This window comes from Avibacterium avium (assembly GCF_900454535.1).
Lineage (GTDB): Bacteria > Pseudomonadota > Gammaproteobacteria > Enterobacterales > Pasteurellaceae > Avibacterium > Avibacterium avium.
Map to the genome: position 1 here is coordinate 550035 of NZ_UGSP01000001.1, position 23217 is coordinate 573251.

At 39.5% G+C, this 23217-nt stretch carries 24 protein-coding genes, 1 tRNA gene and 1 pseudogene; 23 read left to right on the forward strand and 3 right to left on the reverse strand.

The genetic code is table 11. The annotated features are described in order from the left end of the window. Positions 1 to 189: 189 nt before the first annotated feature. The 17 genes from rplN to rplQ all read left to right on the forward strand — a co-directional run bounded on the left by rplN (position 190) and on the right by rplQ (position 8718). Positions 190 to 561, forward strand: a complete 372-nt coding sequence (rplN, locus tag DYC50_RS02685; protein ID WP_005548786.1) for a 50S ribosomal protein L14 — start codon at positions 190 to 192, stop codon at positions 559 to 561. Between the two features lie 10 nt (positions 562 to 571). Then, entirely contained in the window at positions 572 to 883 is a 312-nt protein-coding gene (gene rplX / locus DYC50_RS02690) for a 50S ribosomal protein L24 (protein ID WP_103855457.1), read from the forward strand. 20 nt (positions 884 to 903) lie between these two features. Beyond that, on the forward strand, positions 904 to 1443 hold the full coding sequence (rplE, locus tag DYC50_RS02695; RefSeq protein ID WP_115248902.1) for a 50S ribosomal protein L5: 540 nt from the start codon (positions 904 to 906) through the stop codon (positions 1441 to 1443). 12 nt (positions 1444 to 1455) lie between these two features. Beyond that, positions 1456 to 1761, forward strand: a complete 306-nt coding sequence (gene rpsN, locus DYC50_RS02700) for a 30S ribosomal protein S14 (RefSeq protein ID WP_103854526.1) — start codon at positions 1456 to 1458, stop codon at positions 1759 to 1761. A gap of 36 nt (positions 1762 to 1797) precedes the next feature. After that, entirely contained in the window at positions 1798 to 2190 is a 393-nt protein-coding gene (gene rpsH, locus DYC50_RS02705) for a 30S ribosomal protein S8 (RefSeq protein WP_115248903.1), read from the forward strand. Positions 2191 to 2205: 15 nt separating this feature from the next. Continuing rightward, entirely contained in the window at positions 2206 to 2739 is a 534-nt protein-coding gene (gene rplF / locus DYC50_RS02710; protein WP_115248904.1) for a 50S ribosomal protein L6, read from the forward strand. A 13-nt stretch (positions 2740 to 2752) separates the two neighbouring features. Beyond that, positions 2753 to 3106: a 50S ribosomal protein L18 gene (gene rplR, locus DYC50_RS02715; protein WP_017805529.1), complete on the forward strand. Its 354-nt coding sequence runs from the start codon at positions 2753 to 2755 to the stop codon at positions 3104 to 3106. Between the two features lie 15 nt (positions 3107 to 3121). Further along, positions 3122 to 3622, forward strand: coding sequence for a 30S ribosomal protein S5 (gene rpsE / locus DYC50_RS02720; protein ID WP_103854523.1), 501 nt, complete (start codon positions 3122 to 3124; stop codon positions 3620 to 3622). Positions 3623 to 3628: 6 nt separating this feature from the next. Beyond that, complete coding sequence (rpmD, locus tag DYC50_RS02725) at positions 3629 to 3808, forward strand: 50S ribosomal protein L30 (RefSeq protein WP_103854522.1); 180 nt, start codon at positions 3629 to 3631, stop codon at positions 3806 to 3808. A 4-nt stretch (positions 3809 to 3812) separates the two neighbouring features. Beyond that, positions 3813 to 4247, forward strand: a complete 435-nt coding sequence (rplO, locus tag DYC50_RS02730; RefSeq protein WP_115248905.1) for a 50S ribosomal protein L15 — start codon at positions 3813 to 3815, stop codon at positions 4245 to 4247. A 7-nt stretch (positions 4248 to 4254) separates the two neighbouring features. After that, positions 4255 to 5580, forward strand: coding sequence for a preprotein translocase subunit SecY (gene secY / locus DYC50_RS02735; RefSeq protein ID WP_115248906.1), 1326 nt, complete (start codon positions 4255 to 4257; stop codon positions 5578 to 5580). Between the two features lie 24 nt (positions 5581 to 5604). Further along, positions 5605 to 5718 (forward strand): 50S ribosomal protein L36, encoded by a 114-nt coding sequence (gene rpmJ / locus DYC50_RS02740; protein ID WP_115248907.1) that lies wholly within the window; start codon positions 5605 to 5607, stop codon positions 5716 to 5718. A gap of 141 nt (positions 5719 to 5859) precedes the next feature. Then, entirely contained in the window at positions 5860 to 6216 is a 357-nt protein-coding gene (gene rpsM / locus DYC50_RS02745; RefSeq protein WP_017805524.1) for a 30S ribosomal protein S13, read from the forward strand. Between the two features lie 15 nt (positions 6217 to 6231). Next, positions 6232 to 6621: a 30S ribosomal protein S11 gene (gene rpsK, locus DYC50_RS02750; RefSeq protein ID WP_012072238.1), complete on the forward strand. Its 390-nt coding sequence runs from the start codon at positions 6232 to 6234 to the stop codon at positions 6619 to 6621. Positions 6622 to 6649: 28 nt separating this feature from the next. Further along, complete coding sequence (gene rpsD, locus DYC50_RS02755; protein WP_115248908.1) at positions 6650 to 7270, forward strand: 30S ribosomal protein S4; 621 nt, start codon at positions 6650 to 6652, stop codon at positions 7268 to 7270. A gap of 32 nt (positions 7271 to 7302) precedes the next feature. After that, positions 7303 to 8292 (forward strand): DNA-directed RNA polymerase subunit alpha, encoded by a 990-nt coding sequence (locus DYC50_RS02760; protein ID WP_115248909.1) that lies wholly within the window; start codon positions 7303 to 7305, stop codon positions 8290 to 8292. A 39-nt stretch (positions 8293 to 8331) separates the two neighbouring features. Beyond that, a complete protein-coding gene (rplQ, locus tag DYC50_RS02765; protein WP_115248910.1) occupies positions 8332 to 8718 on the forward strand; it encodes a 50S ribosomal protein L17 in 387 nt (128 codons plus the stop codon). Between the two features lie 90 nt (positions 8719 to 8808). Here rplQ and selB read toward each other — a convergent pair whose 3' ends face one another. Next, on the reverse strand, positions 8809 to 10668 hold the full coding sequence (gene selB / locus DYC50_RS02770; RefSeq protein ID WP_115248911.1) for a selenocysteine-specific translation elongation factor: 1860 nt from the start codon (positions 10666 to 10668) through the stop codon (positions 8809 to 8811). Continuing rightward, the gene (selA, locus tag DYC50_RS02775) at positions 10665 to 12050 is read right to left on the reverse strand and encodes an L-seryl-tRNA(Sec) selenium transferase (RefSeq protein WP_115248912.1); all 1386 of its coding nucleotides are present in this window, start codon (positions 12048 to 12050) and stop codon (positions 10665 to 10667) included. Before selA ends, selB begins: the two co-directional genes overlap by 4 nt. A gap of 166 nt (positions 12051 to 12216) precedes the next feature. Between selA and DYC50_RS10635 the strand changes: the two genes are divergently transcribed. The 6 genes and pseudogenes from DYC50_RS10635 to DYC50_RS02800 all read left to right on the forward strand — a co-directional run bounded on the left by DYC50_RS10635 (position 12217) and on the right by DYC50_RS02800 (position 22428). Next, a tRNA-Sec gene (locus DYC50_RS10635) sits at positions 12217 to 12311 on the forward strand. Positions 12312 to 12406: 95 nt separating this feature from the next. Beyond that, positions 12407 to 15277 (forward strand): SNF2-related protein, encoded by a 2871-nt coding sequence (locus tag DYC50_RS02780; protein WP_115248913.1) that lies wholly within the window; start codon positions 12407 to 12409, stop codon positions 15275 to 15277. Between the two features lie 58 nt (positions 15278 to 15335). After that, positions 15336 to 16226 carry a hypothetical protein gene (locus DYC50_RS02785; protein WP_115248914.1) on the forward strand — a complete coding sequence of 297 codons (891 nt, stop codon included), beginning with the start codon at positions 15336 to 15338 and terminating at the stop codon, positions 16224 to 16226. A 27-nt stretch (positions 16227 to 16253) separates the two neighbouring features. After that, positions 16254 to 16550 carry a hypothetical protein gene (locus DYC50_RS10695; protein WP_218564402.1) on the forward strand — a complete coding sequence of 99 codons (297 nt, stop codon included), beginning with the start codon at positions 16254 to 16256 and terminating at the stop codon, positions 16548 to 16550. A gap of 229 nt (positions 16551 to 16779) precedes the next feature. Continuing rightward, positions 16780 to 19143, forward strand: a complete 2364-nt coding sequence (locus tag DYC50_RS10700) for a DNA methyltransferase (protein WP_218564403.1) — start codon at positions 16780 to 16782, stop codon at positions 19141 to 19143. 1 nt (position 19144) lies between these two features. Beyond that, positions 19145 to 22428: pseudogene (locus DYC50_RS02800) on the forward strand (DEAD/DEAH box helicase family protein). 262 nt (positions 22429 to 22690) lie between these two features. Here the strand turns inward: DYC50_RS02800 and greB are convergent. Continuing rightward, the gene (greB, locus tag DYC50_RS02805; protein WP_115248915.1) at positions 22691 to 23170 is read right to left on the reverse strand and encodes a transcription elongation factor GreB; all 480 of its coding nucleotides are present in this window, start codon (positions 23168 to 23170) and stop codon (positions 22691 to 22693) included. Positions 23171 to 23217 lie beyond the last annotated feature (47 nt).

The window sequence follows — 23217 nt, forward strand, 5'->3', positions numbered from 1 at the left end:
TTAGATAAAGAAATTAGATGAATAAAATGGATTATTTTTGACGATAAATTAATTTGTCAAAATAATCCATTTTTTACGAAGACTGTTGTTGATTTATGTCTTGAGTTTGTAGTAGAATTCGCAGTCTATCCATATAGCTTGGATAGGTTCGTCCCGAAAGGGTGTTATTAATTTTAGCGGAGTACTAAGATGATCCAAGAACAGACTATGCTGGACGTTGCTGATAACTCAGGCGCTCGCAGTGTAATGTGTATCAAGGTTCTAGGTGGATCGCACCGTCGTTACGCTGCTATTGGTGATATCATCAAAATTACTGTGAAAGAAGCAATTCCACGCGGTAAAGTTAAAAAAGGTGATGTATTAAAAGCAGTTGTTGTGCGCACCAAGAAGGGTGTTCGTCGCCCAGATGGATCAGTCATTCGCTTCGATGGTAATGCTTGTGTAATTTTAAATAATAACACAGAGCAACCAATCGGTACTCGTATTTTTGGACCTGTGACTCGTGAACTTCGTTCTGAGAAGTTTATGAAGATCATTTCTTTGGCACCAGAAGTACTATAAGGAGTAAGAAATGGCTGCAAAAATTCGTCAAAATGATGAAGTAATTGTTCTTGCTGGTAAAAGCAAAGGCAAACGTGGTAAGGTAACTAAAGTGTTACCAAACGGTAAAGTTGTTGTTGAAGGTATCAACATTATCACTAAACATGAAAAACCAGTTCCTGCATTAGGAAAAGAAGGTGGTTTAGTGAAAAAAGAAGCACCAATTGATGCGTCAAATGTTGCAATTTTTAACCCGAAAACAAACAAAGCTGACCGTGTAGGTTTTAGATTTGAAGACGGTAAAAAAGTCCGTTTCTTTAAATCTAACAATGAAATTATTTAATCAAAAACTGGAGTAATGCGATGGCGAAACTGCATGATTACTACAGAGATCAAGTAGTTAATGAATTGAAAGAGAAATTCAACTACTCGTCTGTCATGCAAGTCCCACGAATCGAAAAGATTACCCTGAATATGGGTGTGGGTGAAGCATTGACCGATAAAAAATTGCTAGATAACGCAGTAGCGGATTTAGCAGCAATTAGCGGTCAAAAACCTTTAATTACTAAAGCACGCAAATCTGTTGCAGGCTTTAAAATCCGTCAGGGATATCCAATCGGTTGTAAAGTAACACTACGCGGTGAGCGTATGTGGGAGTTCTTTGAACGTTTAATTACAATTGCTGTTCCACGTATTCGTGACTTCCGCGGTTTAAGCGCGAAATCATTTGATGGTCGTGGTAACTACAGTATGGGTGTGCGTGAGCAAATTATCTTCCCAGAAATCGACTACGATAAAGTAGATCGCGTTCGTGGTTTAGATATCACTATCACAACGACTGCTAACAGCGATGAAGAAGGTCAAGCACTATTGGCTGCCTTTAATTTCCCATTCCGTAAATAAGGCAGGTTACAAATGGCTAAACAATCAATGAAAGCACGCGATGTAAAACGCGTAAAACTCGCTGAGAAATTCTATGCTAAACGTATGGAATTGAAAAAAATCATCTCTGATGTAAACGCATCAGATGAAGATCGTTGGGCAGCCGTGTTAAAGCTACAATCTTTACCACGTGATTCAAGCCCTAGCCGCCAACGTAACCGTTGCAACCAAACTGGCCGTCCACACGGTTTCTTACGTAAGTTTGGATTAAGCCGTATTAAAGTTCGTGAAGCAGCAATGCGTGGCGAAATCCCTGGCCTTAAAAAAGCAAGTTGGTAATTTACTACTTTATTTTGGAATCGGAGTAAAAGCACAATGAGTATGCAAGATCCAATCGCAGATATGTTGACCCGTATTCGTAACGGTCAAGCTGCGAATAAAATTGTGATCAGTATGCCTTCATCCAAGCTAAAAGTGGCAATTGCCAATGTATTAGCTGAAGAAGGTTATATTGAAAGTGTTAAAGTTTTAGAAGGTGCTAAACCTGAACTGGAAATCACTTTAAAATATTTCCAAGGGAAACCAGTTGTAGAAAGCATTCAACGCGTAAGCCGTCCTGGTCTTCGTATTTATAAACGTAAAGACGAATTACCAAAAGTTATGGGTGGTTTAGGTGTAGCTGTAATTTCTACATCTCAAGGTGTAATGACTGATCGCAAAGCTCGTCAAGAGGGCTTAGGCGGTGAAGTTATTTGTTATGTAGCTTAATAGAGAGGTAGGAAAATGTCTCGTGTTGCAAAAGCACCTGTTAGTATTCCTGCCGGCGTTGAGGTAAAACTTGACGGACAGCTACTAACAGTTAAAGGTAAGAATGGCGAGTTATCTCGCACTATTCATAACTCAGTTGAAGTTAAACAAGATAATAATGAATTAACTTTCACTCCTCGTGAAGGCGTGGTTGGTGCTGACGCACAAGCGGGTACAGCGCGTGCATTAGTTAATGCAATGGTTATCGGTGTTACTGAAGGCTTCACTAAGAAGTTACAATTGGTGGGTGTTGGTTATAGAGCACAAATGAAAGGCAACGTAGTTGCATTAAGTTTAGGTTTTTCACACCCTGTTGAGCATACATTACCTGCAGGCGTTACTGGTGAATGTCCATCACAAACAGAAATCGTTCTGAAAAGTGCAGACAAACAGTTAATCGGTCAAGTAGCCGCAGATATTCGTGCTTATCGCCGTCCTGAGCCTTATAAAGGTAAAGGTGTACGTTACGCTGATGAAGTTGTACGTACAAAAGAGGCTAAGAAGAAATAATTAAGGTAACACTATGGATAAGAAATCAGCTCGTATCCGTCGTGCAGCTCGCGCTCGTCATATGATGAGAGAGCAAGGTGTAACTCGTTTAGTAGTTCACCGTACTCCTCGCCATATCTATGCGCAAGTAATCGCACCAAACGGTTCAGAAGTGCTTGCCGCTGCTTCTACAGTTGAGAAAGCAATCAGTGAGCAAGTTAAATATACCGGTAATAAAGATGCTGCTGCAGTAGTTGGTAAAATTGTTGCAGAAAGAGCCTTAGAAAAAGGCATCAAAGACGTAGCATTCGACCGTTCCGGTTTTAAATATCATGGTCGCGTCCAAGCTTTAGCGGATGCTGCCCGTGAAGCTGGTCTACAGTTCTAATAGAGGTAATTTTAGATGGCAAACATCGAAAAACAAGCTGGTGAACTGCAAGAGAAGCTAATCGCGGTAAACCGTGTATCAAAAACAGTTAAAGGTGGTCGCATCATGAGTTTCACTGCATTGACAGTGGTTGGTGATGGCAACGGTCGCATTGGTTTTGGTTATGGTAAAGCGCGCGAAGTTCCGGCAGCGATCCAAAAAGCGATGGAGAAAGCTCGTCGCAATATGATTACTGTGGCTTTAAATGAAGGCACTTTACAACACCCAATTAAAGGTACTCACACAGGTTCTCGCGTATTTATGCAACCTGCGAGTGAAGGTACTGGTATTATTGCAGGCGGTGCAATGCGTGCAGTATTAGAGGTTGCTGGTGTTCGTAACGTTCTTTCTAAAGCATACGGTTCAACTAACCCAATTAACGTTGTTCGTGCAACAATTGATGCACTAGCAAATATGAAATCACCAGAAATGGTTGCCGCTAAACGTGGTAAAACCGTTGATGAAATTTTGGGGTAATGGACAATGGCTAAAACTATTAAAGTAACTCAAGTTCGTAGTTCTATCGCTCGTTTACCGAAGCATAAAGCTACCTTGCGTGGACTAGGTCTTCGCCGTATGCACCATACTGTTGAGTTAATCGATACTCCTGCAGTACGTGGAATGATTAACCAAGTTTCATATATGGTTAAAGTGGAGGAATAAGAGAATGCGTTTAAATACTCTATCTCCGGCTGAAGGTGCTAAACATAGTGCAAAACGCTTAGGTCGTGGTATTGGTTCAGGCTTAGGTAAAACAAGTGGTCGTGGTCATAAAGGTCAGAAATCTCGTACTGGTGGCGGTGTTCGTCGCGGGTTCGAAGGTGGTCAAATGCCTTTATATCGTCGTTTACCAAAATTTGGTTTTACCTCAATGAAATCAGCGGTAACTGCGGAAGTTCGTTTGAATGATTTAGCAAAAGTTGAAGGTAATGTTGTAACATTAGACACTTTAAAAGTGGCTAATGTATTAACTAAAGATATTCAATTTGCAAAAGTTATTCTTTCAGGCGAAGTTAAAGGTGCTGTAACTATTCGTGGCTTACGCGTAACTAAAGGCGCTAAAGCAGCGATTGAAGCAGCTGGCGGTTCAGTTGAGGAATAATTAATAAATGGCTAAACAACCAGGTTATCAAAGTAGAACCACACAAGGTGGAACAGGAGAGCTAAGATCTCGATTACTATTTGTATTGGGCGCTCTTATTGTTTTTCGTATCGGTTCTTTCATTCCGGTTCCTGGTATTGATGCAGCTGTTTTAGCTCAATTGCTTGAGCAACAAAAAGGTACCATCATTGATATGTTCAATATGTTTTCTGGTGGTGCCTTGAGTCGTGCGTCAGTTTTTGCATTAGGTATTATGCCGTATATTTCGGCATCTATTATCATTCAATTGCTGACAACGGTTCATCCAGCATTAGCTGAATTAAAGAAAGAAGGTGAAGCAGGTCGCCGTAAAATTAGTAAGTACACTCGTTATTCAACGTTAGTACTTGCTACTATTCAGGCAATTGGTATTTCAACTGGTTTACCAAATATGCTACCAGGTTTAGTGCCAAACTTAGGTTTTGGTTTCTACTTTACTGCGGTAATTAGCTTAGTAACAGGTTCAATGTTCTTGATGTGGTTAGGTGAGCAAATTACAGAACGCGGTATTGGTAATGGTATCTCTTTAATTGTTTTTGCTGGTATTGTTGCAGGATTACCATCAGCGATAGGAGCAACAATCGAACAAGCTCGCCAAGGGCAAATACATTTGTTAGCGCTTCTGTTAATCGCTGTAATTGTTTTTGCAGTAGTTTTCTTTGTTGTCTTTGTTGAAAGAGGACAACGTAGAATTAAAGTTGAGTATGCTAAACGTCAACAAGGTCGTCAAATTTTAGGTGGGCATACTACTCATCTTCCACTGAAAGTGAATATGGCAAGCGTAATGCCGGCAATTTTTGCTTCAAGTGTAATTTTGTTCCCAGCAACATTAACCTCTTGGTTTGGACAAGGAACAAATTTTGATTGGCTAACTGATCTTTCAATGCTATTGCATCCAGGTCAGCCGTTATATCTCATCGTTTATGCTATCGCAATTATATTCTTCAGCTTTTTCTATACTGCGATGCAATTTAATCCACGTGAAACAGCAGACAATTTGAAAAAATCTGGTGCATTTATTCCAGGGATTAGACCAGGTGAACAAACATCACGTTATATTGATAAAATTATGACTCGCTTAGCTTTAATTGGCGGTCTATATATTACGTTTGTATGTTTAGTTCCTTATATTATGACATCAGCTTGGAACGTTCGTTTTGATTTTGGTGGAACTTCTTTGTTGATTGTTGTAGTTGTAATTATGGATTTCATCGTTCAGATTCAAAGTTATTTAATGTCAAATAAATATGAATCTGCGCTGAAAAAAGCAAACCTTAAAGGTTTAGGGCAGTAATGCCATATAGATAAGGGATAAGCAATGAAAGTTCGTGCTTCCGTAAAGAGATTATGTCGTAACTGTAAAATTGTTAAACGTGAAGGTGTTGTACGTGTATTGTGCAGCGATCCTAAGCATAAACAACGTCAAGGTTAATTCATAATTTTTCTTGCAAAGAACCAGCTGGGCATATATAATGCTCAGCTCATTTATGTCCTTGATATACTGTTTGAGTATCCTGAAAACGGGCTTTTCAAGATCAGTATATCAATTTAGTTAAAATAATAGGAGTGCATAGTGGCCCGTATTGCAGGCATTAACATTCCTGATCAAAAACATACTGTAATTGCATTAACTTCAATTTACGGTATCGGCAAAACTAGAGCAAAAGCTATTTGTGCTGCAACAGGAATTGCTGAAGACGTTAAGATCAGAGAATTGTCTGAAGAGCAGATTGATAAACTGCGTGACGAAGTTGGTAAATTTACCGTTGAAGGTGACTTACGTCGTGAAGTAACACTTAACATTAAACGTCTATTAGACTTAGGTTGTTATCGTGGTTTACGTCATCGTCGTAGCTTACCGGTGCGTGGTCAACGTACTAAAACTAATGCGCGTACCCGTAAGGGTCCACGTAAGCCGATCAAGAAATAAGTCGGGGTAAATTAAATGGCAAAAACACCAGTTCGTGCACGTAAACGTGTAAAAAAACAAGTTGTAGATGGCGTTGCTCACATTCACGCATCTTTCAATAATACAATCGTTACTATTACTGACCGTCAAGGTAATGCTCTAGCATGGGCTACTGCAGGTGGTTCAGGTTTCCGTGGTTCTCGTAAATCAACTCCGTTCGCTGCGCAGGTTGCGGCAGAGCGTTGTGCGGAAATGGTCAAAGAATTTGGCTTAAAGAACTTGGAAGTTATGGTAAAAGGGCCGGGTCCTGGTCGTGAATCAACAATCCGTGCATTAAATGCAGCGGGTTTCCGTATCACGAACATCACTGATGTTACCCCAATCCCACATAACGGTTGTCGTCCACCGAAAAAACGTCGTGTGTAAGACGTATTAGGATAGTTGGAGAAAGAAAATGGCAAGATATTTGGGTCCAAAACTCAAGCTAAGCCGTCGTGAAGGTACTGACTTATTCCTTAAGTCAGGAGTACGCGCGATTGATTCAAAATGTAAAATTGATACAGCACCCGGTCAACACGGTGCTCGTAAACCGCGTTTGTCAGACTATGGTAGTCAATTACGTGAAAAACAAAAAGTTCGTCGTATCTATGGTATTTTAGAACGTCAATTCCGTAACTACTATAAAGAAGCAAACCGTTTAAAAGGTAATACTGGTGAAAACTTACTAGTATTATTAGAAGGTCGATTGGATAACGTTGTTTATCGCATGGGATTTGCAGCTACTCGTGCTGAAGCTCGCCAATTAGTGAGCCATAAATCAGTAGTTGTGAATGGTCGTGTTGTTAACATTCCATCATTCCAAGTTTCAGTTAATGATGTTGTAGCTATTCGTGAAAAATCTAAGAAACAAGCTCGTATTAAAGCGTCATTGGAACTAGCAGAGCAAAGAGAAAAACCAACTTGGTTAGAAGTTGATTCTGCAAAAATGGAAGGTGTGTTCAAACGTGTTCCTGAACGTTCTGATTTATCAGCAGATATTAACGAACATCTGATCGTAGAGCTTTATTCTAAATAATAGTTAAAGCTTCGTAGCAAAGAGAGGATAAAATGCAGGGTTCTGTTACAGAATTTTTAAAACCACGTTTAGTTGATATTGAGCAAATTAGCCCAACTCATGCTAAAGTGATCTTAGAGCCGTTAGAGCGTGGTTTTGGCCATACTCTAGGTAATGCATTACGCCGAATTCTTCTTTCTTCAATGCCAGGTTGTGCTGTAACTGAAGTAGAAATTGATGGTGTTTTACATGAGTATAGTAGTAAAGAAGGTGTTCAGGAAGATATTCTTGAAGTGCTTCTTAACCTAAAAGGCCTAGCGGTTAAAGTTCAGAATAAAGATAACGTATTTCTGACACTACATAAATCTGGAATTGGCCCTGTTGTTGCAGCTGACATTATCCATGATGGTGATGTTGAGATTGTGAATCCTGAGCATGTAATTTGCCACCTAACAGACGAAAACGCATCAATTGATATGCGTATTCGTGTTCAGCGTGGCCGAGGTTATGTGCCAGCTTCTTCACGTGCTCATAACCAAGATGAAGAGCGTCCTATTGGTCGTTTATTGGTTGATGCTTGTTATAGCCCTGTTCAACGTATTGCTTATAATGTAGAAGCGACTCGTGTTGAACAACGTACTGATTTAGATAAATTAGTTATTGAGCTTGAAACAAATGGCACTATTGAGCCGGAAGAATCGATTCGCCGTGCAGCAACAATTTTAGCAGAGCAACTAGATGCATTCGTTGATTTGCGAGATGTTCGTCAGCCTGAAGTCAAGGAAGAAAAACCGGAATTTGATCCGATTCTTTTACGTCCTGTTGATGACTTAGAGCTGACAGTTCGTTCTGCTAACTGTTTGAAAGCAGAAACAATTCACTATATCGGTGATCTAGTACAACGTACAGAAGTTGAGCTATTAAAAACACCTAATCTTGGTAAGAAATCACTTACTGAAATTAAGGATGTGCTAGCTTCTCGTGGCTTATCACTTGGTATGCGCCTTGAAAATTGGCCACCAGCAAGTATTGCTGAAGATTAGTGGTCATTGGGTTAAGATTTTTCTGAGAAGGATAAGATCATGCGCCATCGTAAGAGTGGTCGTCAACTGAACCGTAATAGCAGCCATCGTAAAGCGCTGTTCCGTAATTTAGCAAGTGCATTAGTTAGTCATGAAATCATCAAGACAACATTGCCAAAAGCAAAAGAATTACGTCGTGTAGTTGAGCCGTTAATCACATTAGCAAAAGAAGACAGTGTTGCAAATCGTCGTTTAGCTTTTGCGCGTACACGTAACATTGAAACTGTTGCGAAATTATTCAACGAATTAGGTCCACGTTTTGCACAACGTGCTGGAGGATATACCCGTATCCTTAAATGTGGTTTCCGTGCTGGGGACAATGCACCAATGGCATACATTGAGTTAGTAGATCGTCCAGCAGCTGAAGAAGCTTCAGCATCTGAATAATATATAAAAATATAGCGGTTTTTACCGCTATATTTTTTAGTTCCAAATTGGCTTTAGCTATAAAATAGCTAAAGCCAATTTTTATTATCATTACAAATCAAACAAATCCCTATCGCGCAATAAATGCACATTGCCTTTACGGCGTAAAAATCCGCATCGATCAAAATATTCCATTAATTGCACCGTCATTTTTCTGCCCCATTGCAATTCATCACGCAGCTGATTAACGGAAATCTCCCCCTGTTGCAGAATAAATGCTTTGATCCAGCGAGCATAAGCATAAAGGGTTTCGGTGAGCATAAAACGATCACGCACGATGGGGGTGAGATAGCCTAGTTTGCCTGCTTTGTAGAGAAAGTTACGCATTTCACTTTCTTCAAGATCGAGCAAATTAGCCAGATCGCGTACCCAAAGGGCTTGTCCTTGTTGCTGCTCAAAATGGGCTAGCACTTTTTGCCATAAGGCTTGTTCTTCTGCGGTGAAACGAATTTTATGCTCAGGAAGATGTAACCAGCCGCGTGTTTGCTGAATTTTATTTTGCTCCAAAAGCTTTTCAATAAAATGATAAATCAAGGTTTCTGGCTGATTAATGGCCGCAATGCGATATAAACGCGCTTTGCTTAATCCCAGCTGGTCTGGCTGCTGTTGATGATAATTTGCCAAGGTTTCAATAAGTCTATCGGATTGCCTTTGTTGATAGTCTTGGCTAAACGCGCAACCTTGCCAAGCCAGCTCCTGATTATCGGCAATCAAGGCGTTGAGCTGGGTTTCTTCCATTTGTTCCAGCCAAGCTAATTCAGCCAACTGCATAGGACGATGCTGTAAATAGTAGCTTAAGCGTTGAGCGGAATGTTGTGCGGTGAGTAAATTTTGCAAAAAATTCAACCGCACTTCGGTTCGCTTATAACGTTTTGGTGAATGGATTTCAACCACTTTACCACCCGCCAATAAGGATTTTGCATCGCCTGTGCGTAAAATTAATTTATCGCCATAGGTTAAAAATAGCGGTTCTTGCAAAATTAGCTCAGCCAAGGCTTTTTGTTGTGGGGCAAGCTGTTTAGCTTGTAATAATGTGAGTTTTCCCGTGGTGCGAGATGCCGCGTGATAAATATGCACTGCTTGGCTTTCTTGCAAGTTTTGCGCAGCCTCGACTTCAATGGTAATCCTATCCGTTGGCGAGCGTGGCGGTTGAGAAAAAAGCCAATCCCCACGCTGAATCGCCTCTCTCGAAACCTCGGTTTGAATATTTAACGCCAAGCGCTGTCCAGCTTCACCAAGCTCAGCTTGGCTATCTTGGCTGTGGATATTCTTTACGCGTACTTTTTGCCCTGTGGAAAGATAAAGCTCATCATTGATTGCAACCTGTCCACTAAAAGCCGTACCCGTTACCACCGTTCCAGCCCCTTTAATGGTAAAAATTCGGTCAATGGCATAACGGAAAGGTTTGTTGCGGTCTGCCAGTTCAGGCAAATTGGCTAAATAATGTTGTAATTCTGCGATGCCTTGTCCTGTTTGGGCGGAAGTAATAAAAAATGGGCTTTCTGTCAAGAATGGATATTGCTGAATAAGCGATTGTTTTACTTTATTAATTTGAGATTCGCTGGCTTTATCCGCTTTCGTCAGCACTACAATGATTTGCTCAAAATGCAATAAACGCAAAATGGCTAAATGTTCCGCTGTTTGTGGTTGAATGCCTTCATCTGCCGCCACAATCAACATTGCGTAATTTACGCCACCTAAGCCGGCGAGCATATTAGAAAGAAATTTTTCGTGGCCGGGGACATCAATAAAACCAAGCGTTTTCTCTTGCAACGGCAAATAGGCATAGCCCAAATCAATGGTCATTCCACGCTTTTTTTCTTCAGGTAGGCGATCGGCATTCGTGCCTGTTAAAGCCCGTAGTAACGCGGTTTTACCGTGATCAACGTGGCCTGAGGTAACAATAATCATAGTTGCTCCAAGGTATTTAGTAGGCGCTCAAAATTGGCAAGGCTACGCAAATCGAGCCAAAGTTTATTTTGTTCCACGCGACCAATAATTGGTTGGGGAAGTTGTTTGAAGCGCTGGATAAGTGCGGTCAATTTTTGCGAGTTTTTTTCTTCAAGGGTTACCGCCACAGAGGGAATTTTCGCTAAAGGCTGCGCGCCGCTGCCAATCTGTGCTTGGCTTTCTTCCACGCGGATTGTGTAGGCAAAATTTAACTGATTTTCCAACCGCACTTTGAGTATTTCCGCCTGTTGGCGTAATGCCGACACAGGCTGCGTGAGCAAATGCAAACTGGTGAGTTTTTCCGCTAATTTTTCAGGCTGAAGATATAAACGCAAGGTCGCCTCTAAGCCCGCTAAAATCACTTTATCGCAACGTAATGCCCGCTTTAGCGGGTGAGATTGTAATTGATCAATAAAATATTTTTTCCCAACAATAATACCAGCCTGTGGGCCACCTAGTAATTTATCCCCAGAAAATGAGATTAAATCCACACCCAGCTGCCATTTTTCCTGTACAGTAGGCTCAGCGGGTAAGCCATATTGGCTGAGATCGACTAACGCACCGCTGCCTAAATCCGTCATCACAGGTACATTCATTTCCTTGCCAAGTTGTGCTAATTCCGCTTCGCTGACAGAATGTGTAAAGCCACAAATTTGATAATTGCTGCTATGAACTTTCATTAAAAAGGCGGTATTTTCGTTGATCGCACGGCGATAATCCGCCAAATGGGTGCGATTTGTTGTTCCCACTTCCACCAGTTTACACCCTGCTTGCTGCATAATATCTGGAATACGGAATGAACCGCCAATCTCAACGAGTTCACCACGCGAAATCACTACTTCTTTGCCTGCCGCAAAGGTGGCTAACATCAGCAATACTGCCGCTGCATTGTTGTTCACCACGCAAGCGGCTTCCGCCCCCGTGAGTTCACATAATAATTCGCTAATATAATTATCTCGATGGCTACGCTTGCCTTCCGCCAAATCATATTCCAATGCCACATTCTCTTGCATCGCCAATAACGCCGCTTGCTGCGCAGCATTCGCCCACAACGCACGTCCTAAATTAGTATGCAGCACGGTGCCTGTTAAGTTATGCACAGGCTGAATTTTCACTTGCTGCTGGGCTTGTAATTGTTTTTGAATTTCCGCGATTAGCGTGGAATTATTGTGAAAAAAGTGCGGTATTTTTTGCGTGTTTTTTATTTCAGTGCGTGCATTTTCAAGCAAATTGCGGCAAATTTTTACCACCGCACTACGCCCAAATTCTGCGATCAAAGACGCAATTTCAGGCTGCTTTAGCAATTTATCAATGGAAGGAAGTTGTTGGAATAGGCTGTTCATAGTGCTGTCCTATTTTCATTTATGCCATTCTAGGAAAATTAGCCTTAATCATACTGTTTTTTTGTTGAAAATTCAGCCCTAACTTATCAAGTGTGCTGTATTGATTAAATTTCCCTAGCAACACCTTGAATAATCAGCCGATTTCCTTTAAAGTGAACGCACTTTCGGAAGATAGGCGTTTCCGGTGAAACGGCAGGACTTCAAATCCTGTTAAGGTTGCCAGCAATCTTGGGTGGGTTCGACTCCCATTGTCTTCCGCCACTTTTCAGCATATAAAATCAAATCAATAAATTATCTTTTTTTCCGTATCTTAGTTGTTATAATTAATCTTAATTCTTATTCTTTTGGTATATAAAATGCAATTGACTCCTCATCAATCCCAATATATAGCTTGGCAGCTAAGTAAGCAAACGGCTTCTAATAATGTTGATGATTTTGGCGCAACTTTAGTTGATGCCAAAATTGATATTAATCCACATCAAATTGATGCGGCAATTTTTGCTTGCCAAAATCCCTTGTCTCGCGGTGTTTTGCTGGCAGATGAAGTTGGATTGGGTAAAACCATTGAAGCGGGTTTGGTCATTGCTCAACGTTTTGCGGAACGAAAAAGAAAAATATTAATTATTACACCAGCAAATTTGCGTAAGCAATGGCATCAAGAACTACAAGAAAAGTTTGGTATTGAATGTATTATATTAGAAACTAAAAGTTACAATGAATTAAAAAATCAAGGAAAAAAGCCGTTTGAACAAAATATTCCTGTTATCTGTTCTTATCAATTTGCAAAAAGTAAATATAAAGATCTTGAAAGTATTCCTTGGGATTTAGCAATTATTGACGAGGCCCATCGCTTACGTAATGTTTACCAGAAAAAGAATGTACTGAGTAATACCTTAAAGAAGGCTTTAAATCATGTTCGATCAAAGGTTTTACTTACAGCAACACCTTTACAGAATTCAATTTTGGAGCTTTATGGGCTTTCTAGCATTATCGATGAGCAAATATTTGGTGATTTAGAAAGTTTTAAAAATAAATTTGCGAATAGGAGTGGAACCAATTTTGAACAATTGAAAAAACGTATTCAACGTTTCTGTCAAAGAACTTTGCGTAGAGATGTTGCAACTTATGTACCTTATACTAAACGGATTCCTATGGTGCAAGAGTTTACGCCTAGTCTAAATGAACAGGCTTTTGCTGATTTAGTGAGAGAGTATTTACGACGAGATGAAAGCTATGCCATTCCCACTAGACAAAAGCATCTTATTCGTATGGTGTTGTGGAAACAATTAGCCTCTAGTCCAAGAGCAATAGCAGGAGCTTTTCGTACCATTATAAAAAGATTAGAAAATTCATTGGGTGACTTTGATGAGCCAGAAGATATAGATGGGTTTATTGATGATATAAGTGGTGATTATGAAACTTTTGATGAGACTGCCGAGGAGTGGGAAGATGAACAAGAAAGTAATTCTCCACTAAAAGCTCAAAATATTATTCAAGAGGAAATTGAAGAATTAAGACGTTACATTGAGTTAGCAGAACAAATTGATAAAGATGAAAAAGGGAAAGCATTATTAGCTAGCTTAGAAACTGCCTTTATAAAACTATCTGAATTAAATGCGCCTCAAAAAGCTATTATTTTTACAGAATCTAAGAGAACCCAAGAATATCTCTTTGAGTTGTTGAAAAATAGCCCTTATGGTGGTGAAAATGGGGACGAGATAGTTCTGTTTAATGGCGATAATAATAGTAAGGAAGCAAGGAAAATTTACCAAGACTGGCTTAAAAAGCATCAGGGATCGGATAAGATTACGGGATCGAAAACTGCAGATACCCGTGCAGCATTAGTTGAATATTTTAAAGAAAAAGCAACCATTATGATTGCAACAGAAGCAGGAAGCGAAGGGATAAACTTGCAATTCTGTTCATTAATTGTCAATTATGATTTGCCTTGGAATCCACAGCGAGTAGAACAACGTATTGGACGCTGCCATCGTTATGGACAGGAATATGATGTTGTCGTTGTCAATTTTATCGACAAAACGAATGAAGCAGATCGCCGAGTTTATGAACTTTTAGCTCAAAAATTTCAATTATTTGATGGTGTTTTTGGTGCTAGTGATGAAATTTTGGGGCGCATAGGGTCTGGTATTGATATTGAAAAGCGCATTGTTGAGATATATCAGACTTGCCGCACTAAAGCAGAAATTCAGACGGCCTTTGATAAACTTCAAAATGAAAATGCAGAGATGATAGATGAAAAAATGCGTGAAACTAAACAAAAACTGCTCGAACATTTTGATGAAGAAGTGCAGAAACGTCTGCAAGGTATTAGTGATCAAACAAATGACATCAAAAATAAATATATCAGTTTATTGATGCAGCTCACTCAAAGTGAACTAGCAAATGATGCAGAGTTTGATAGCGAGGGCTTCACGCTCAAACAGCTACCAGACTATCTAATAGGGAAAACGGATTTACTTGGACGATACGTTTTACCTGATAGTCAAGGGGCTGAGGCTTACACTTATCGTATAAGTCATCCACTCGCACAAGCAGTAATTGAACAGGCTAGAAATCGTCAATGTCCACCAGCTAAACTAAAATTTGATTACGATGCTTATGGTAAGAAAGTGAGTACGCTTGAATCTTATCGAGGTAAAAAGGGGCAGCTTACAGTGCACTTACTCACGTTACAATCCACTGTTCAAACAGAGCAACAGCTGATTGTTAGTGCGTGTACAGAAAATGGTGAGCTTTTGCAAGACGATGATCCAGAAAAGCTGCTGAAATTACCAGCTCAATCCATAGTGTTACCTGGGATTATATCGTTACCAGTATTTGAGTCTGATTTAAAAATACGAGGAGAAAACTGTCAGAAAATTGCTAAAAATAGAAATTTAAACTATTTTAATCAAGAAACAATTAAGCTTGATGGTTGGGCAGAAGATTTAAAAAACAATCTTGGACGCGAGCTAGAAAGTCTTGATAAACAAATTCGAGATGCTGAAAGGCAATCTTCCGAAGCTGATGATTTAGAAGAAAAAATTGATTTAGAAGAAAAAATTGGCAATCTAAAACGGGAACGTAAGAGACAACGTCGTTTGATAGAGTATAAAGAAGAAGAGATTGACGAAGAGCGTGATCACTTGAAAAAGAAAATGCGTGAGAGCTTAAACCAAAAAGCAGAGGAGCGAGAATTATTTGTAATCGAGTGGGAAATAATATAGAACTGTCTACGATAGGTAGTGTTTATAAAAATTAAAGTAATTAAGTTGTCTTCATATTATGAAAGTTTACCAATCTTCTGTATCTACAGATAATATACCCGTTTTGGGGCATTTTAGTACCGTTCCAGAAATTTGCGCGATGCGAATATCTAGTATGTTCTCTAATAAAAATAGAGCTGTTATATCGAAAAATAAGAAAAACACTTTATTAGTTGTTAATATTTTTTCTAGTATGGGACGGGAAATGAGACTTCAAGATTATTTTATTGAATTTTCCCATTTTGCTAATGAGTTTCTGATTCAAGAATATATTTTAGACGTAAAGAAACCATTAAAGTTGATTGATTGCTGGCAAGATGATCCTATTGGGAGCGTTGGCATTAAAGCAATTGATGCAGGGCAAATAGATAAGACTTCTATTGATGTATTGAAGAAAGACTTATTGAAATATTCTCCATATTTGGGATTGGCTCTTCCACCTGTTTTTCCATCTAATCAGATGTCTAATCATATTTTAGACAAAAGGCAATCAGACAAAGTTTTTCATCAAGAACTTTCAAAAAGAATAAATCGTTCAAAACAGCTTGGTGAAGATTTTGAGAAAATGAGAACATTAGAGTTAGTCTGGTTAGAAAGCACATTTTTGATTAAAGAATGGGCAGAAAAACTTGGTTACGATAGTTTCTTTTATTCAAATAGTGCTGAAGGAAATGGACAATCTTGCTTTATGCCTTTGAAAGAAGAACAAATAAAAAAGACTGGGAAATATTTTTCTTTTATTATTGATAAGTATCAGAGAAATATTCCTAAATTAACAAAAGATGTAGACAATAATGCTTATAAAGAAAATAGATATTTTTTGTGGGGAGATTGCGATGCCCCTATGAAATATTGGAAATGTAAAACGAAAATTTTATCCAAATTGCGTTCATATTTTTTCTTTTGGTGATTGAAATTTAAACAAGGAAACAAAACCATGCACCATCTCCCCCAACTTACCCAAAAGCTCCAAGAAATCTTCCAAACTGACCGTGCGGATTTGGATTTTGGTATTTACCGCATCTTAAACAGCCGAGCGGAAGAGATTAACCAATACCTTACTCACACGCTGCCGCAAAAAGTACGGCAAGCCTTTCACCAAGCCAATCAAGGGCAAAACGAGTTAGCAGAAGCCGAACAGCAAGCCCAAGCCCAAAAAGCAGGCAGCCACAGCGAGGCAGTGATTTTTTCCCATCTCTATACCTTCTTTTCCCGCTACTATGAGGAAGGCTGATTTCATCAGCCAACGCCGTTACAAAGGCGACACCTATGCCATTCCCTACAGCGGCGAAGAAGTGCTATTACATTGGGCAAACAAAGACCAGTACTACACCAAATCAGGCGAAAACTTTAGCAATTACCGTTTTAAACTTTCAGACGGCCGAGAAGTGTTTTTCCGTCTTATCGCCGCCGACACCGCCAAAGACAACCGCAAAGATAATGATAATAAACGTTTATTTGCGTTGGCAGAGCCAAAAACGATTGAAAAACAAGATGAAGACGGCGAGACTTACCAAGAACAAATAGAAACACTGGTGCAAAGCGAAGACGGCAAGACCTTAACCATTCATTTTGAATACCGTCCTGCCGACAAAAAAGACAAACAAGACCAAGAAAACGCCCGCACCATCGCCGCCTTAAAAGCACAAATTTCCGACAGCTGGGCTGCCGTTTGGGAAAAGTCCCCGACCGACAAAAATCCCGACCGCACTTTGCTGGAAAAACACCTTAGCGATTACACCCAAAAAAATACCGCCGACTATTTCATCCACAAAGATTTAGGCGGATTCTTACGCCGTGAGCTGGATTTCTACATCAAAAACGAAGTGATGCACCTCGACAACATCCAGCACGCCGACAGCTTTGAACAAATCAAAAACAGCCTGCGGCAAATCCAAGTCTTGCGCGAAATTGCCCACGACATCATCACCTTTTTGGCACAACTGGAAGATTTCCAAAAGAAACTTTGGCTGAAGAAAAAATTTGTTGCCCAAACGCATTACCTCATCACACTGGATAAAATTCCAGCCGAAATGCTGCCTGAAACCCTTGCCAATCCTGCTCAACAAGTACAATGGAAAAATTTATTTGATATCAATGAGTTAGAGCGATTTTGGGGTAGCCTTGATGAACAAAATCTAAAAAAATTCCAACAAAATCAACCGCATTTGGTGGTGGACACCTCCCTTTATCCGCCCCGCTATCAACAAAAACTGCTCACCTTGCTCACTGAAGCAGTGGATTTAGACGCAAACACAGACGGCGTTTTAATTCATTCTGATAATTTCCAAGCCTTAAACCTTTTGCAAGCCCGTTATCGGGAACAGGTGAAATGTATCTATATTGATCCGCCTTTTAATTTAGAAAAAAATGGAGATTTTCTATATAAAACTGAATACAAAGATTCATCATGGTTAACTTTATTAGATAATAGACTGATTTTGGCAAAAAAATTATTGTCAAGTAACGGCTTTTTATATTTGAGATGCGATCATAATGGAAATTATATTATCAAAAATATCCTTAATAATATTTTTGATAAAAGTAACTTTGAGGGGGAGATCTTAGTTAAGAGAATTAGAAAAAATATAACTTCACAAGGGAGAATATCACTGCCGCTATCTAATGATTCACTTTTTCTTTATAGAAATAGTGATAATGCTTATTTTGAAAACCCTTATTTGAAATTAAAAGAAAAAAGAGAATCTTATTGGCGAAGAATGGATGATTCTGCTGGGTTTAGAAATCCGCCTGAAAGGAATATATTTGGTGCTATATTCAAACCTTATAAATATGATGCTCATTTTAAATTCTCACAAAAATCTATTGAAGAATTAATAAAAGAAAATAGAGTGAGATTGGTATGTAAAAATTGTAAGTACACCCATTATTCAGGAGAATGGAATGCTTGTCCTTCATGTGGAAAAAAAGATGCAACCCCTCAATATTTAGTATTGGAAAGTGATAAGCAAGTATTAGATACTAATTGGATGGATATTTCTGGATATGCTCATACCACAGGTTTTTCAACTGAAAATGCTGAAGTACTGCTAGATAGAGCAATAGACGTTACTAGCACAGAAAATAATCTTGTAATGGATTTTTTTCTAGGAAGTGGGACTACAGTAATATCCGCTTTAAAAAATAATAGAAAATGGATTGGTATTGAGCAAAGTGAATCTTTGGAATCTATTGTTGTCCCAAGAATATATAGAAAGCTTGTTGAATATGAAAAAACACAAATCGTCAAAGTATTAAAACTGGAAAGTTATGAAGACACTTTAAATAATATTGTTTTAAAAGGGCAGGACGATTTTTTAAAAACCTTACCTGAAAACGTGCGCGAAGAGTATTTATTGCGTTATTTGCTCGACACCGAAAGCAAAGCGGCTTTATTAAACAGCGATGATTTTCGCCATCCCTTTGATTACCGCCTGAATATCGCCACTGATTCCGCAGGGGCGTATCAATCCACCGTCATTGATTTAATCGAAACCTTTAATTATCTTTTGGGCATCCGTGTGCAGGGCATTACCGATGAACGGGAAAAACGCGCTTATGTGACGGTAGAAGGCATTTTGCCCAATGGCGAACGGGCGTTGATTGTTTGGCGTGATGTGGAAAAAATGGGCTATGCCGAAGTGGCAGAATTTTTTGATAAACACAACATTAATCCCCACAGCGAACAATATGATGTGGTTTATCTAAACGGCGACCACGACATGGCGAACCGTTGGCAAAACGAAGATAACAGCGAAAGCCAATTGAATTTGCGTGCCATTGAACCCGAGTTTTTAAATCGTATGTTTACGGAAAAGGGGGAATAAGATGGCAAAGCAAGCAAAAATCCACCGCTCTTTTCACGAGCATTTGATTTTAAACCGTTGGGTGCTATCTTTATTGGGGCAGGGCAGTTTTACCGATTTAAAAAGTTTTTTAAATCATGATCGCTTAATTGGCTTAAATGAAGACGGTCAAACCCATTTTTTTGAGGCGCTTCAGCTTGGGGCTTTATTTCCGTTTTCTGAAAAAATCAGCGAGGAAGATGTTCGCCGTTATGATTTAAATATTGTCCGCCATTGGCAGCAAATCACCGCTAAACGCAATCAAGACAGCGGCCATCAATTGCAGATGAAATATTTCCAATATCTCTCTTTGTTATTTACCGAGATTTATTTGGATTGGTTTTTTAACCGTCAAGCAGAAATGTTGGCAGGTTTAAATGAAACGCTGGCAAATTATCAAAAAGAAAAGGGGCATTTGGATTTATCCGATTATCAGACGGCAGATTTAAATAAAATTGCTTTTTGGAATGCCACTGGTTCGGGCAAAACCTTATTAATGCACGTCAATATTTTGCAATATCAGCATTATTGTCCTGAAAAAATAGATCAGATTATTTTATTAACGCCCAATGAAGGATTAAGCCACCAGCATTTGCAAGAGTTTTTAAATTCAGGTTTTCAGGCTACTTTTTTAATAAAAATAATCAAAGTGGCGATTTATTAAATTCAGTACAAGTCATTGACATAAATAAATTGGCAGATAAACACGGTGATAAGACGGTGGCAGTGGAAAGCCTAGCAGGGCGAAATCTGGTACTGGTGGACGAAGGGCATCGCGGCACCTCTGGTGATACGTGGTTCAAACGCCGTGAGCAGTTAATCGGAGATGGTTTTGCTTTTGAATATTCAGCGACTTTTGGGCAGGCAGTGAGTAAGGGAAAAACCGTTAAAGAGCAAACAGAAGAATGGCAAAAGAAAAAAGCCCATCTGTTCTTTGGCAAAAAAAGCCTAAAAGGGCTGGATGAGGCTCAATTAGCACAATTGCGGCCTGATGTATTGAACTTGCAGACGATTCGCCAATCAGCGATGTTGGAAGTCTATGCCAAAGCGGTGTTATTTGATTATTCCTACAAATATTTTTATGCAGACGGTTATGGCAAAGAAAGCCAAATTCTGAATTTACGCGATGAGGATTATGCACCGCACGGCGATATGTATTTAACTGCCTGTTTGCTGGTGTTTTATCAGCAATTGTATTTGTTTGACCGTCATCAAAAAGCTATCAGTGCTTTTCAGATTGAAAAACCGCTGTGGGTGTTTGTGGGTAACAAAGTGGCAGATGACGACAGCGATATTTTAAAAATTTTGAGATTCTTGGCGCATTTTTTAAATAACCGTGCCGTGATTGAAAACCGCTTGAAGCAATTATTAAGCGATACCGCTGTGTTAACCAATAAAGACGGCGCAAATATTTTTGCAGGGCAATTTACGCCGTTAATGGGCTTTTTGGGCAAAGAAAGCGCGCTGTATGACGATATTTTGCAAAAAGTATTTAACACTGCCATTGATGGAAGATTGCAAGTTACTTTGCTAAAAAACAAAGCTGCGGAAGGTGAGTTGGCTCTGTCGATAGGCAATGCTAAGCCGTTTGGCGTGATCAATATAGGTGATGCTAATAGTTTTGCAAAAACAGCGGAAAAAGAAAGTGATTTTGACACTGTGCAGGACGATTTTTTGTCGTCTTTATTTCAGGAAATAAACCGAAAAGATAGTCACATTCATTTGTTGATCGGCTCTAAAAAATTTACTGAGGGCTGGTCAAGCTGGCGTGTTTCTACTTTAGGTTTGCTCAATATGGGCAGAGGTGAGGGAAGTCAGATTATCCAATTATTTGGCCGCGGTGTACGATTAAAAGGGCAGGGCTATTCTCTTAAACGTAGCCGAAAAGACGAGCGTCCAGAAGGCGTATTTTTAGAAAAACTGGAGACGCTCAATATCTTTGGTATTGCCGCAAATTATATGGAAGAATTTAAAAAATACCTCAAAGAAGAAGGTATTACACCACCAGATGAAATGCTGACGGTAGATTTTAAAGTGAAGCCCAATTTGCCTGCTACCAAACTCAAAACTTTGCGCCTTAAAGATGGTTACAAAGACAATCAAAAAAATGGCTTTAAACGCAAGGAAAAAGAGATTATATTTTTTGAAATGCCTGAGAAATATCAAGGAAAGGGTAAGCGCTTACAAGTGGATTTGGATTTGTATCCTAAAATTGATATGGCGGGAACAGTCGGCGAACGTACCCCATTGGATAAGCGTGAGAAAAATACGCTGGATAAGAGTTTATTTGCCTTTTTTGATTGGGAGGCGATTTATCTGGCGCTATGGGAATACAAATGGCAACGCTCTTGGTGGAATTTACAACTTAATAAAACCGTCATTCAGAAATTCGCTCAGACGGACGGTTGGTATCAGTTATGGATACCCAAAGACCGACTCACCGTCCGAACCTTTGCCGATATTCACTATCAGCAAGGGATTTTGATTGAGCTGCTGAAACTGTATATGCAGCGATTCTATCAAAACCTTAAAGCTATGTATGAAAGTGAGTTTTATGAAACCGCGTGGGTTGATACAGATTATCCTGCTTTGCAAAATAGCTACCAATTCCGTATTGAGAATCATGATGACGGCAGGGAATATGCGCAAAAACTCTTGCAATTAAGAGATTTTATTGAGTCAGGACGGTTAAAAGAAGTATTGGGCTGGCAGGCGGCAAACATCACCGCTATTTGCTTTGAACCGCATCTTTATTATCCCATCATGACGTTGGAAAATGCCGAAGCCTTACCACTGACCATGAAGCCAATGGATATGAACGAAGCGAGTGAAATCCGTTTTGTACAGGATTTGCAAGCGGCGCATGAAGACGGTCGCTTAAAAAACTGGATTGGCGATAAGGATTTGTATTTGCTGCGCAATGCCGCCAATAAAAAGAAAGGGCTGGGTTTTGCGCTGGCGGGCAATTTTTATCCTGACTTTTTGCTTTGGCTGGTGGATCGGGAAACGGGCAAGCAATGGCTAAGTTTTATCGACCCTAAAGGCATTTTGCATATGGGCATTAACGATCCTAAATTTGGCTTGGCGGAGGAGGTTAAAAATCTGCAGAAGAAAAATAGCTTAGATATTCAATTGAATGCGTTTATTCTTTCCATCACTCGGCGAGAAGATTTATTGCATACGGATATAGAAGATTATGCCGAGAAGAATATTCTGTTTATGCAGGATGGGGATTATTTGCAGGAGATGTTTGAGAGAATATTGTAATAATAAACTCAATAACCAGAAAACTCATTAAAAAATACCGCTCTTTGATCTGAACCGCCCAAAAATCCTAGACACCTAGGAAGTTAAATATTGAGCTCTGTATTGTACAGAGCTCAAGTTGTTTAATGTGTAAAAGATCAATTAGAACTAATCTGACAAATCTCAATAAAAAGTAAGAGTTTTCCATTTAGAATATAAAAGCCAAAATCATCTAAACAAAAAAACCAATGGCATAAATCATTGGCTATTGATTGTTTCATACTTACTTTTTCTCATACCAAATCTGATTAATATATAAAGTTACCCAGCCTGAGGGGGTGCTTACTTTTACTTCATCATCAACTTCTTTGCCAATTAAGGCGCGAGCTACGGGGCTATCGATGGAGATCCAATTTTTGGCTGGATCGAATTCATCACAGCCCACAATGCGGTATTGATGTTCTTCGCCCTGTTCATTTTCTAAGGCGACCCAAGCGCCAAAAAAGACTTTGCTCTCCTGTCTTGGGTGGTAATCAACAATTTGCAGCACCTCTAAACGCTTGGTTAAGAAACGAACGCGGCGATCAATCTCGCGCAGGCGGCGTTTACCATAAATATATTCTGCATTTTCACTTCTATCCCCCAATGCTGCCGCATCAGATACTGCTTGAGTTACTTTTGGACGCTCTTCTTTCCATAAAAACTTTAGCTCTTGATCAAGGGTATTCCAGCCATCTCGGGTGATGTAATTTGATTTTGTCATAGGTTGCTAATTTGTGCTGTTGTTTGTGGCAAAGGAAATATTATAGC

What these genes read in the sequence shown, in the direction of transcription:
- rplN (WP_005548786.1), top strand. Translation starts at nt 190, where the DNA reads ATGATCCAAGAACAGACTATGCTGGACGTTGCTGATAACTCAGGCGCT.
- rplX (WP_103855457.1), top strand. Translation starts at nt 572, where the DNA reads ATGGCTGCAAAAATTCGTCAAAATGATGAAGTAATTGTTCTTGCTGGT.
- rplE (WP_115248902.1), top strand. Translation starts at nt 904, where the DNA reads ATGGCGAAACTGCATGATTACTACAGAGATCAAGTAGTTAATGAATTG.
- rpsN (WP_103854526.1), top strand. Translation starts at nt 1,456, where the DNA reads ATGGCTAAACAATCAATGAAAGCACGCGATGTAAAACGCGTAAAACTC.
- rpsH (WP_115248903.1), top strand. Translation starts at nt 1,798, where the DNA reads ATGAGTATGCAAGATCCAATCGCAGATATGTTGACCCGTATTCGTAAC.
- rplF (WP_115248904.1), top strand. Translation starts at nt 2,206, where the DNA reads ATGTCTCGTGTTGCAAAAGCACCTGTTAGTATTCCTGCCGGCGTTGAG.
- rplR (WP_017805529.1), top strand. Translation starts at nt 2,753, where the DNA reads ATGGATAAGAAATCAGCTCGTATCCGTCGTGCAGCTCGCGCTCGTCAT.
- rpsE (WP_103854523.1), top strand. Translation starts at nt 3,122, where the DNA reads ATGGCAAACATCGAAAAACAAGCTGGTGAACTGCAAGAGAAGCTAATC.
- rpmD (WP_103854522.1), top strand. Translation starts at nt 3,629, where the DNA reads ATGGCTAAAACTATTAAAGTAACTCAAGTTCGTAGTTCTATCGCTCGT.
- rplO (WP_115248905.1), top strand. Translation starts at nt 3,813, where the DNA reads ATGCGTTTAAATACTCTATCTCCGGCTGAAGGTGCTAAACATAGTGCA.
- secY (WP_115248906.1), top strand. Translation starts at nt 4,255, where the DNA reads ATGGCTAAACAACCAGGTTATCAAAGTAGAACCACACAAGGTGGAACA.
- rpmJ (WP_115248907.1), top strand. Translation starts at nt 5,605, where the DNA reads ATGAAAGTTCGTGCTTCCGTAAAGAGATTATGTCGTAACTGTAAAATT.
- rpsK (WP_012072238.1), top strand. Translation starts at nt 6,232, where the DNA reads ATGGCAAAAACACCAGTTCGTGCACGTAAACGTGTAAAAAAACAAGTT.
- rpsD (WP_115248908.1), top strand. Translation starts at nt 6,650, where the DNA reads ATGGCAAGATATTTGGGTCCAAAACTCAAGCTAAGCCGTCGTGAAGGT.
- DYC50_RS02760 (WP_115248909.1), top strand. Translation starts at nt 7,303, where the DNA reads ATGCAGGGTTCTGTTACAGAATTTTTAAAACCACGTTTAGTTGATATT.
- rplQ (WP_115248910.1), top strand. Translation starts at nt 8,332, where the DNA reads ATGCGCCATCGTAAGAGTGGTCGTCAACTGAACCGTAATAGCAGCCAT.
- selB (WP_115248911.1), bottom strand. Translation starts at nt 10,668, where the DNA reads ATGATTATTGTTACCTCAGGCCACGTTGATCACGGTAAAACCGCGTTA.
- selA (WP_115248912.1), bottom strand. Translation starts at nt 12,050, where the DNA reads ATGAACAGCCTATTCCAACAACTTCCTTCCATTGATAAATTGCTAAAG.
- DYC50_RS02780 (WP_115248913.1), top strand. Translation starts at nt 12,407, where the DNA reads ATGCAATTGACTCCTCATCAATCCCAATATATAGCTTGGCAGCTAAGT.
- DYC50_RS02785 (WP_115248914.1), top strand. Translation starts at nt 15,336, where the DNA reads ATGAAAGTTTACCAATCTTCTGTATCTACAGATAATATACCCGTTTTG.
- DYC50_RS10695 (WP_218564402.1), top strand. Translation starts at nt 16,254, where the DNA reads ATGCACCATCTCCCCCAACTTACCCAAAAGCTCCAAGAAATCTTCCAA.
- greB (WP_115248915.1), bottom strand. Translation starts at nt 23,170, where the DNA reads ATGACAAAATCAAATTACATCACCCGAGATGGCTGGAATACCCTTGAT.